Origin of the sequence: Gilliamella sp. Nev6-6 (genome assembly GCF_001690605.1) — a bacterium.
Taxonomy (GTDB): domain Bacteria; phylum Pseudomonadota; class Gammaproteobacteria; order Enterobacterales; family Orbaceae; genus Gilliamella; species Gilliamella apicola_C.
Genome location: NZ_LZHP01000071.1, coordinates 46046 through 56862 on the forward strand (window position 1 = coordinate 46046; position 10817 = coordinate 56862).

Sequence of the window (10817 nt, forward strand, 5' to 3'; positions counted from 1 at the left end):
TGAAATAATTAGCAATAACATCAAAATATATTGGCATTAACCTTTAAAAAATAACCGTTTTGTTATTAAACCTTTACAATGACGCTGATTAATTACTTATTTGTGGGGGATATTTTGAACGCATTACAGCGCTTACAAGCTATTATTAAACAACTTCGCGATCCAATTAATGGTTGCGAATGGGATCGAATTCAAACTTTTTCGTCTTTAAAATCATATACACTAGAAGAAACGTACGAAGTGCTTGATGCAATTGATAAACAAGATATGGAGGAGCTAAAAAAAGAACTTGGCGATCTATTGTTTCACATTGTCTTTTATGCTGATTTAGCCCAAGAACAAGGAAGCTTTGATTTTGATGAGGTCTGTTTAGCGGTTGCTGATAAGTTAGTTTATCGTCATCCGCATATTTTCACCGAAAATAAGGTAGAAAAACCTAACTGGGAACAACTTAAACAAAAAGAACGCGATCAAAAAGCACAATACTCATTGCTCAATGATATTCCCCAAGCAATACCTGCCTTAATGCAAGCTGAAAAAATTCAAAAGCGTTGTGCCTCGGTTGGTTTTGATTGGCATGATATAAAACCTGTGCTTGATAAGGTAAAAGAGGAAATTGATGAAGTTGAGCAAGAGCTTGAACAAAACAAACAAGATCCACAAAAAATTGAGGAAGAACTTGGTGATTTATTGTTTGCGACCGTCAATTTAGCTAGGCATTTAAAGGTTAAATCAGAACTCTGTTTACAGCAAGCCAATAAAAAATTTACCCGACGATTTCAACAATTAGAATCGATACTCAAACAAAAAAACTTATCTTTAATTGATGCAACGCTTGAACAAATGGAAGACGCGTGGCAAAGTGTTAAGCAATTAGAACAGATTAAACTCAATAGCGAAGTGAATAAAAATGACTGAACAAAAAAATGAATTATATCAAGAGATCGAAGCATGGGCACAAAATGCGATATTAAATAGTCCAACATGGAGCATTAACCAGCTCGATTACTCTGAAAAAAGTATTACGGTTGTTGAAATGATCATCAGTGAACTGGCTGAAAAAAACTTTAGCATTCCAGAAGAACAACTCAACATGATATCGCAAGAATACGGATGTTATTTATTGCTCACCGCCCATAAAATATACGGCGGTGAATTTTATTGGAACGAAGAATTTGAACAACCCATGTTAATTTGCTGTGAACCTGATGCCATGATAGTCCTCATGACATGGAACAAAGTAAAAGGACGGTTAGTAGGGGATAAAGCCGATCATATTGCCTATTTCTTAGATGAATTTGGCAAAGCTACTTTTCAACCCGAAAAAGGCACTCATGTGGTTTATTTATAATTCGCTTAAATTGAAATATAGCCTGATAAATACGATAATAGCCTCTAATATGAGGCTATATCACTGCCTAAATATTTTCACCGATAGCTTGCTAACTCGACTAACGGCAACAAACAAAACCACGCTACAATTCTGGTTATTGAAAACGACATCAATATGTTGCTTAATTTTTATTGGCAATATACGATAAAAATTAATAACAATATGGTTTAATGGGAAATATTTGATTATTTCGACTTCGTAACAAAACTTTAGAATTTATTAAAATTGAGTAATATTTTGAAAATTAATACTTACCGCTATGCCATCATCCAAAGATAAAAGCTGCAAAATATAGATCCCTTATCGCATACTAGATTCAGTAAAAAATAAAAAAATCCAATAAAATCAATGTGTTTTCTGAATGATTTTTAAGTGCTAGATGCATTGTTTTGGGGATTATTTAATTTAGTACTTTTTAAGCTTTGTGGATAAAACTCACTATTGATGATAACTTTCGAGTAGGAGATTAGACTTCTTCCAGAGGTAAGCAACATGGATTTGGGTAAGCAAGAGAGAGGTCAAGAAACCTCTCTTGTTTATGATAAATTAAAATTAATCATAAGCTACTTTATTTTACGCGTGAAACATATTCGCCAGAGCGTGTATCAACTTTTAGAATTTCGCCAATTTGTACAAATAGTGGCACACGTACGACAGCACCAGTTGATAGCGTTGCTGGTTTTCCACCCGTTCCTGCTGTGTCACCTTTTAGACCTGGATCGGTTTCAATCACTTCAAGTTCAACAAAGTTCGGTGGCGTTACTGCAATTGGCTGACCATTCCATAAAGTTAAAATACATTCAGCTTGATCAACTAGCCATTTGGCATTATCACCAACCGCTTTAGCATCAGCTGAAAGTTGTTCAAATGTTTCATTATTCATGAAATGCCAAAACTCGCCATCGGTATAAAGATAAGTTAAATTCATATCCACAACATCAGCGGCTTCAACTGATTCGCCAGATTTGAAAGTTTTATCGACAGTTTTTCCTGAAAGTAATTTTTTAATTTTTACGCGGTTAATTGATTGACCTTTACCGGGTTTGTAAAATTCATTTTCAACAATGACACATGGCTCGCCATCTTGCATTATTTTAAGACCCGCTTTAAACTCATTAGTACTATAAGATGCCATAAAAGCTCCAACTAAAATTCTGAATTACAAAAAATGAGCCACATTATACAGCAAAAAATTGAACTACCAAATAATAAAGATAGATGGATTATAGAGCTTGCCAATGTTGTGACAGATATCAATGTTTTATATGCTTATTTGGATCTAGACCCAAAAACCATTTCAAGCTCTATGCAATTGGCAAAAAAGCAGTTTCCACTTCGTGTACCTATGGCTTTCATCAACCGGATGAAAAGAGGCGACAATAACGACCCTCTTTTATTGCAGGTGCTTTGCGATGATAACGAATTATTAAAAGTAAAGGGTTATAGCAATGACCCATTACAAGAGCAAGATAATGTTATCCCTGGGCTATTACATAAGTATCATAACCGAGCATTGTTAATAACGAAAACAGCCTGTGCAATTAACTGCCGTTACTGTTTTAGGCGGCATTTCCCTTATCATGATAACCAAGGCAATAAAAAAAATCTGGCTTTTGCACTTGAATATATTGCTAACCATCCAGAACTTGATGAAATTATTTTATCAGGTGGTGATCCTTTAATGGCTAAAGATCATGAAATAGCATTTTTGATTAATGCCTTAGAACAAATCCCACATATTAAACGTTTGCGTATCCATACCCGTTTAGCAGTTGTTATTCCTTCACGAGTAACATCTGAGCTTTGCAAATTATTTTTTGAAAGCAGGTTGCAAATTGTAGTAGTTACTCACATTAATCATCCCAATGAGATTGATAATGATGTTGCTAATGCAATTAGGCTTTTAAAACAAAGTGATGTGACAACACTGAATCAAAGCGTGTTATTGAAAAATGTTAATGACAACGCCAAGGTTTTAGCACAGTTAAGTAATCGGCTTTTCGATATTGGTATTTTACCTTATTACATCCATTTGTTAGATAAAGTGCAAGGCGCCGCCCATTTTTTAGTCGAAGATGATGTTGCAAAAATCATAATGAAACAGTTAGCCGAAAAGATATCGGGTTATTTGGTACCTAAATTAGCACGCGAAGTCGGTGGCGAAAAAAGTAAGCGTGTACTTGCTTTTATGGATTAGTTGATTTATTTTTGTTTTTTTAACCTATTATGTTATAAGAATTTGTTTAATTTTATTCAATTGTGCCATAATGAACTGTTAATGGTTTTTATTCAAATAAATCGGTGAAATCTCATTGACGAAAAATAAAATAGTCTCTATAATTCCGACTTCTTTAATTAATGCTGTGGAGTTTAGACTCTGCAACCTGTTGATAAATTAGATTTGGATATAAATCGTCATGAAACGCACATTTCAACCATCAGTATTAAAACGCAATAGAACTCACGGTTTCCGTGCTCGTATGGCAACTAAAAACGGTCGTCAAGTTCTTGCTCGCCGTCGTGCTAAAGGCCGTGTTCGTTTAACTGTTGCTAGCTGATTTAAAGTTGGGTGATTAAGTTCACTTTTCCTCGGGAGTTACGATTGCTAACTCCCTTTGATTTTAATCATGTCTTCCAAGAGTCTGTGCGTGCTGGATCGCCATTTTTAACCTTAGTCGCACGTAAAAATAACTGTACCCATATACGGTTAGGGTTTGCTATAGCGAAAAAACAGGTAAAAAGAGCGCATGAGCGTAATCGTATTAAGCGATTGACTAAAGAGTATTTTCGACATCATCAACATCAACTTCCTAATATTGATTTTATTTTGATGGCTAAACAGCCTGTTATAGATTTAGATAATCAACAAATCGTTGAAACACTCAATAAATTATGTCAACGAATCATAGCCAAAATCGATATTTAGATAAATTCATATCAATTATTAAGCTGCACGTTTATGCATGTAACCACATGATAGTTAATACTTTTGTTTTTTTTGTGCGTGTTTATCAACGTTTTATTAGTCCTTTATTTGGTCCAAAATGCCGCTTTACGCCGACATGTTCACAATATGCAATAATTGCACTAAGACGCTTTGGATTCATAAAAGGTGGTTGGCTAACAGCTAAACGTGTATTAAAATGTCATCCTTTACATGACGGAGGAGAAGATTTTGTTCCTCCAAAAACTAAAACCAATAGAGAAAAACACTAATGGGATCTCAACGTAATATTTTAGTCATTGCTTTACTTTTTGTATCTTTTTTTATTTGGAAAGCGTGGGAGGAAGATCACGCACCTAAGCCTCCGATCACAAACCAATTAACACAACAAATAGGTGATGATAATTCAACAGATGGCTTGGCACAGGGTAAAATAATTACTGTAAAATCAGATGTGTTGTCACTCACTATTAATACTTATGGTGGTGATGTACAAGCTGCACAATTATTAAAATATGAGCAAACACTGCATTCTGGTACGCCTTTTCAGTTATTAGCATCACGTCCTGATTTCATCTATATTGCTGAAAGTGGTTTAACAGGTAAAGATGGCCCAGATAATGCTAAACAAGGTTCAAAACGCCCAGTATATAAAACTGAAAAATCAGAATATGTTTTAGCTGATGGTCAAGATGAGTTGCGTGTTCCATTAACGTATCAGGTCAATGGGGTAAGTTATACTAAATATTACATATTACATCGTAATAATTATGCTATTGATGTTCAATATGACATCAACAATCAAAGTAGCCAGCCTATTGATGTTTCTATGTATGGACAACTAAAACAAACTATCAAATTACCTGATGATATTCCAACTGAAGGCGGTAGTGGGTTAGGGCAAAGTGCATTCCGTGGTGCAGCTTACTCTAGTTCTAGTAGCAACTACAGCAAATATAGTTTTGACAATATCAAAGATAAAGCTTTATCGGTCGAGACGCAAACAGGCTGGATTGCGATGCTGCAACACTATTTCGCTTCGGCATGGGTGCCAGCACAGGATACAAATAATCTATTTTACTCTCGTGCAACTGCGAATAACTCACAAGCAACAATTGGCTTCAAAGGTGAGCCAACCGTTATTCCTGCAGGTAGTACACAAACCATTAGTGCCAAATTATGGTTAGGACCTGAAATTCAAAATCAGCTTAAAGAAACTGCAAATCATCTTGATTTAATTGTCGATTACGGTTGGTTATGGTTCTTGTCACAACCTCTTTTTTATTTGTTGAAGTTTATACAAAGTTTTGTTGGTAACTGGGGCTTCTCAATTATTGTTATTACTTTTATTGTTCGAGGTCTTTTATTCCCATTAACTCGAGCACAGTATCGTTCAATGGCAAAAATGAAATTATTACAGCCTCGTATAGAAGCTTTGAAAGAGCGTTATGGTGATAATAAACAAAAAATGAGCGTTGAAACAATGGCGCTCTACAAACAAGAGAAAGTCAATCCATTAGGCGGTTGTTTACTAATAATTATTCAAATGCCGATTTTCTTGTCATTATTCTATATGTTAAGTAGCGCAGTTGAATTACGCCATACACCATTTGCGCTTTGGATTTATGACTTATCTGCGCAAGATCCTTATTATATTTTGCCTTTATTAATGGGTGGCTCCATGTTCTTAATTCAAAAAATGTCACCAACTCCAGCTACCGATCCATTACAACAAAAATTAATGACTTATATGCCATTAATCTTTACTGTGTTCTTTTTATGGTTCCCATCAGGCTTAGTTTTATATTATATCGTCAGTAACTTATTCACAATTGTCCAGCAACGCCTTATCTACTGGGAACTTGAGAAAAAAGGGCTTCACGAGAAAACAAAAAAATAATATTGTTAAAAAAGGAGGAGGGAACCCCTCCTTTTTTCGTTTTTACTTTTGGCATTTATAATATGAATATACAACAACAATTTAATTTAACTGGCAGTGAAATAGGTTATTGGTTTGTAAGTACTAATGGGCGATTATGGTTGCCTGATGGTGAAGTTCCTGTAGGGCGTGCTGATGAACTTGGTTTTACGAATAAACGAGCTCAACCAATAGGTGAGTTAAATGGACAAACTGCTTGGCTCATTTGTAGTGAAATAAAAAATGCGATGAGTTCAATCCGTCCATTGCTTGATAGCGCAGATCAATCCTTATTTAATATGGCTGGACGAGCTGTGCAGCTTTCTGAATTTTATCGCTCCCATAAATATTGTGGATATTGTGGATATGAGATGTATATCAGTAATACCGAATGGTGCTGTATGTGTGATCACTGCAAAGAACGTTATTACCCACAAATTTCACCATCTATTATCGTAGCAATTCGTCATAAAAATAAAATTTTATTAGCCAAGCACGTTAGGCATAATCGAGATAACTTGTACACCGTATTGGCGGGTTTTACTGAGATTGGCGAAACAATGGAAACCGCCGTTGAACGGGAAGTATTTGAAGAATCAAAAATAAAAATTAAGAATATTCGTTATGTTGGATCGCAACCTTGGCCATTTCCAAATTCATTAATGATGGCTTATTTGGCTGATTATGATAGTGGTGAAATAGTGGTAGACAAAAATGAACTTATTGAAGCAAACTGGTACCATTACACGCAATTACCTAAAATTCCTAAGTATGGCACCATTGCTAGGCGGTTAATTGAAGATACAATTATACTTTGCCGCCAATATGACGAATATGGCTGTGACTAATCAATCATATTGAATTGTTCTGGTTAGATTAACAGTTTTTGATTCGCTACCTGCTGTAATACAAACAGCTTTAGTCCAATCGTTGTTTTGATTATATTCCGAGTAAGTACAAGTTTCTGTTAGTTCAACTTCTTGCTCATTATTCTCATTAATGATGATGTCTCCATTTGATGATAACTTAAATGTTTTAGTAATGGTCTTTTCTATTTGCTCGTTATCATTATATATGACATCTTTTTCTTGTGATAATACTGGGAATTTCGTGTTTTCATCGACAGGAACATAAGCATTATATAATACAAGCTCTACATGATCATTATCATAAATAATTCTACTGCTAAATATCACATTATTTTCGGCAAAATGTGATAAGGTTGTCTCAACCAAGCGGCCTTGCTCATCAAATTCTGTGCTTGCAACGATGGCATTATCATTATTCTTCATACCAAGAATATTTTTTGATGAATCAAAAACAATGTCATAAACATTTTTGGTGTCGTTCATACCATAGCTATACTTAGCCATATCATAGTTTATTTCGCCATGTAATCCTTCTAAATCATAATTAGTGACAAAACCTTGTTCATTATAGTTAATCGTTTTATTTGATGAACCTTGGATTTGTTGTCGTTTAATTTTTTTACTAAATGGTAAAAGTTCTGGCTCAGTATGAAAAAGATAACTATTAATAACCGCAGTTGGTAATTGTGATAATCGGGTATCGTCAGGTGTTTTTTTACCATCACAACCATTGATTAAGAATGCACTGCTAATTAAGCACATATATAAAAATAAATTATTTTTTTTCATAGAACTGATATCCATTTATGTTATTGTTTGAGAAATTTATGATAAAACGTCAAATTATCAAATTAATTGTTAATTATTACCTTCTTCTTTATATTTACACCAAATGGCAAGCGCATCACAGTGCCAATACTTCATCATTTTGCACCAATTAGATCGCCATTTACGCACGGTATCGTTGTGTAAGTTAAGTGTTTTTGCTATTTGCAAATTATTTGCTCCAGAAACAATCAAATCAATAAATTGTAACCATAATTCAGGTTTCGGAATACGGTTTAAGCTGGTATCTCTTAAAATATTAAAACTATGTCGACAACATCGGCAACGATAGCAAGCACGATTTCCAACTTTAGTTGTTTCGTTAGATCCACAATATATGCAGGTTTGATTTTGTTCACCCAATAAATTCGTTACTTTGTCTTTAATTATTTTATATTGTTGTTCTAAAGTTGGAATTAATGTTGTTTGTTTTTTATGAGTATACCAATTATGTAATGATGGATAATTGTTTTGAAGATAATTAATAATTGCACATTCCCGACGAATAACCTTTGCCAGTGAAATATCAAGCTGTTTAGCAATATTGTTATAACTGATATTTTTTATACGGCTAATAAAAATAACTTCTAATTCATTAAATGGCACTAAACGACGGAAAGGAGTGTTGGTTGAAACAGTAAAATATTTATGACAAGCTTTACAGCGGTATGTTTTAGTTGGTTTTGTCCGAACTTTATAAAACTTAGTATTTTTACAAAATGGGCAAACTTCTACATGTTGTGATGCTATTTTTCCTAGATTATGATGAAAAGCTTTAAATTCATCATGCAATTCGGCTGGTGCGAGTTCATAAATCATTTTTATTCCCTTATCGCTTATCCTTGTAAATATTATCAGATTTTTCCCTAAACATATAGCTTTATTGACATTTTTTGCATTTATTACTTTGAGAATGTATTTATTGTATTGATTTATATTTTTCTGTGGTTTATTTATAGTAAATACTGTTAATAATTCATCGACGAAGATGGCTATTAAAAATATAACTATCGATTAAAATAGCACAGCAATAAGTATAAAATTCTCTATAATACAAGCTTCAGTCATTAAAATGGCCAAGCACTAAATTATAATTATTTTAAAATAAGCTTATGTTGACACTTTTTACTGACTTTAATCGTATATCAGAAAGCAAGGATATCAATGGCATTATAAGCGGATATATCAAGCATATTACGAGTTAAAGTTTAATCTAAAGGTAAAAAACGTATTGCCCGACGAAAAGTAGAAAATATATCGGCAAGTAAAATTATCTGCTGTTTACAAATTGGAAAATAGAATTAGAGATTGTTTTTCAGGCTACTAACAACTAATCAAATAGTTTGCTGTAAATAACCAACTCATTGTGTATTAGTTCCGACTTAATCGGACAAAGGGATTGAAAAAGAGAACGTTACCAGCTTTGATATTTAGGTGTCAAATCTACAATCAAAACAACAAGAGGTAACGCTCATGCTTCATACTAACAGTCAAATCATAAAACATAATGTAGGCTTATTAAATGTAGCTGAAGAACTTCAAAACGTGTCTAGAGCTTGTAAAGTGATGGGAGTATCATACGTTTTATCGTTATAAAGAACTCGTTGAAGAAGGTGGTTTAGGCTCTTTAATATCAAAGAGCAGACGGACACCAAATCTCAAAAATCGCGTTGATGACCCAATGGAACAAGCCGTTATTCGTTATGCTATTGACTATCCTGCTCATGGTCAGCATAGAACAAGCAATGAGCTTCGTAAGCAAGGTGTTTTTATTCCAGGAAGTGGCACGCGTTCTGTTTGGTTAAGACATAATATTGAGAATTTCAAAAAACGCTTACATGCTTTAGAAGAAAAAGCGGCTCAGAAGGTATTGAACTCAATGATAGCCAAATAGCTGCATTAGAAAAGAAAAAACACGATGATGAAGCTTGTGGCGAAATAGAAACCGCTCATCGAGGTTATCTTGGCTCTCAAAATACGGTTTATGTTGGTAATTTAAAGGGTGTCCGTCGGATTTATCAACAGACTTTTGTTGATACTTATTCTAAGGTTGCGCATTGTAAATTGTATGTGACCAATGTAAATACCCCAAACTTAGTACACAACTCACGTAGAAAATCATGCTGCTTGTTTTAGTGTTTTATACTCAATCGGTGTCATGTTATTTAACGCCTCATGCGGTCTTTCGGTGTTATAAATGGTTAGCCATTCTTCGGTTATTCTCCTTGCTTGTGCTAAGTTGTTAAACAGATATAAATCGAGTACTTCAGTGCGATAGGTACGATTAAATCGTTCAATATAGCCATTTTGATAAGGGCTACCGGGCTGGATATAATCAATGGTTATACCATGTAATTTAGCCCAGTTGGTAAAGGTTTTTCCTGTAAATTCTGGCCCATTATCGACCCGTATTTTTAATGGATACCCATGATATTCGGCCAGTTTATCTAAGTAACGGGTAATCCTTCCTGCGGGTAAGCTTACTGCAATATCAATACCTAACGCCTCACGATTAAAGTCATCGATGACATTGAATGTCCTAAAGCGACGTTGATTACGACTACTGTCACTCATAAAATCCATTGACCAACATTCACCTTGTTTATTCGGGACTAATAACCTTTCCGGACATCGTGGAGGAATGCGTTTTTTACGCTTTACCCTGAGATTAAGCTTTAATTCACAATACACCCGATATACCCGTTTATGATTCCATTGATAGCCGAGCTTTCTGATACGATTAAAACATTTAGGAAAGCCCCAGCGTAAATGCCGGTCTGTGATAGCATTCAACACCGAAACAATCACCGAGTCATCCTGCAACTTAGGTTGATAATAGTAAGCACAACGGCTTAAGCCAACAATAGC

The 10817-nt window shown here is 34.4% G+C and carries 12 protein-coding genes and 1 pseudogene; 9 read left to right on the forward strand and 4 right to left on the reverse strand.

Going from position 1 to position 10817, the window contains the following annotated elements:
- The first annotated feature begins 114 nt into the window (after positions 1-114).
- On the forward strand, positions 115-918 hold the full coding sequence (gene mazG, locus A9G42_RS08895) for a nucleoside triphosphate pyrophosphohydrolase (protein WP_218057960.1): 804 nt from the start codon (positions 115-117) through the stop codon (positions 916-918).
- On the forward strand, positions 911-1351 hold the full coding sequence (locus A9G42_RS08900) for a hypothetical protein (protein ID WP_065582363.1): 441 nt from the start codon (positions 911-913) through the stop codon (positions 1349-1351). Before mazG ends, A9G42_RS08900 begins: the two co-directional genes overlap by 8 nt.
- A gap of 610 nt (positions 1352-1961) precedes the next feature.
- Here the strand turns inward: A9G42_RS08900 and efp are convergent.
- Positions 1962-2528, reverse strand: coding sequence for an elongation factor P (gene efp / locus A9G42_RS08905; protein ID WP_065566367.1), 567 nt, complete (start codon positions 2526-2528; stop codon positions 1962-1964).
- A 33-nt stretch (positions 2529-2561) separates the two neighbouring features.
- Between efp and epmB the strand changes: the two genes are divergently transcribed.
- The 6 genes from epmB (at position 2562) to nudC (ending at position 7103) form a co-directional block, all read left to right on the forward strand.
- Entirely contained in the window at positions 2562-3590 is a 1029-nt protein-coding gene (epmB, locus tag A9G42_RS08910; RefSeq protein WP_065582362.1) for an EF-P beta-lysylation protein EpmB, read from the forward strand.
- A 220-nt stretch (positions 3591-3810) separates the two neighbouring features.
- The gene (rpmH, locus tag A9G42_RS08915) at positions 3811-3951 is read left to right on the forward strand and encodes a 50S ribosomal protein L34 (RefSeq protein WP_025314679.1); all 141 of its coding nucleotides are present in this window, start codon (positions 3811-3813) and stop codon (positions 3949-3951) included.
- Between the two features lie 11 nt (positions 3952-3962).
- Positions 3963-4319: a ribonuclease P protein component gene (gene rnpA / locus A9G42_RS08920; protein WP_081302171.1), complete on the forward strand. Its 357-nt coding sequence runs from the start codon at positions 3963-3965 to the stop codon at positions 4317-4319.
- Between the two features lie 47 nt (positions 4320-4366).
- Positions 4367-4609 (forward strand): membrane protein insertion efficiency factor YidD, encoded by a 243-nt coding sequence (yidD, locus tag A9G42_RS08925; protein WP_065582360.1) that lies wholly within the window; start codon positions 4367-4369, stop codon positions 4607-4609.
- The gene (gene yidC, locus A9G42_RS08930; RefSeq protein WP_065582359.1) at positions 4609-6237 is read left to right on the forward strand and encodes a membrane protein insertase YidC; all 1629 of its coding nucleotides are present in this window, start codon (positions 4609-4611) and stop codon (positions 6235-6237) included. The genes yidD and yidC overlap by 1 nt, the downstream gene beginning before the upstream one ends.
- 62 nt (positions 6238-6299) lie before the next feature.
- Positions 6300-7103 (forward strand): NAD(+) diphosphatase, encoded by an 804-nt coding sequence (gene nudC / locus A9G42_RS08935; protein WP_065582358.1) that lies wholly within the window; start codon positions 6300-6302, stop codon positions 7101-7103.
- Here the strand turns inward: nudC and A9G42_RS08940 are convergent, their stop codons facing one another.
- Complete coding sequence (locus A9G42_RS08940) at positions 7104-7913, reverse strand: hypothetical protein (RefSeq protein WP_065653228.1); 810 nt, start codon at positions 7911-7913, stop codon at positions 7104-7106.
- Between the two features lie 69 nt (positions 7914-7982).
- A complete protein-coding gene (locus tag A9G42_RS08945) occupies positions 7983-8768 on the reverse strand; it encodes a transposase (protein ID WP_065653229.1) in 786 nt (261 codons plus the stop codon).
- A gap of 654 nt (positions 8769-9422) precedes the next feature.
- Here A9G42_RS08945 and A9G42_RS08950 point away from each other — a divergent pair.
- Positions 9423-10025: pseudogene (locus A9G42_RS08950) on the forward strand (helix-turn-helix domain-containing protein); the annotation flags it as partial.
- 42 nt (positions 10026-10067) lie between these two features.
- Here the strand turns inward: A9G42_RS08950 and A9G42_RS08955 are convergent.
- Positions 10068-10817 (reverse strand): IS3 family transposase (locus tag A9G42_RS08955; RefSeq protein ID WP_082212079.1); only part of this gene is annotated, 750 nt, incomplete at its 5' end.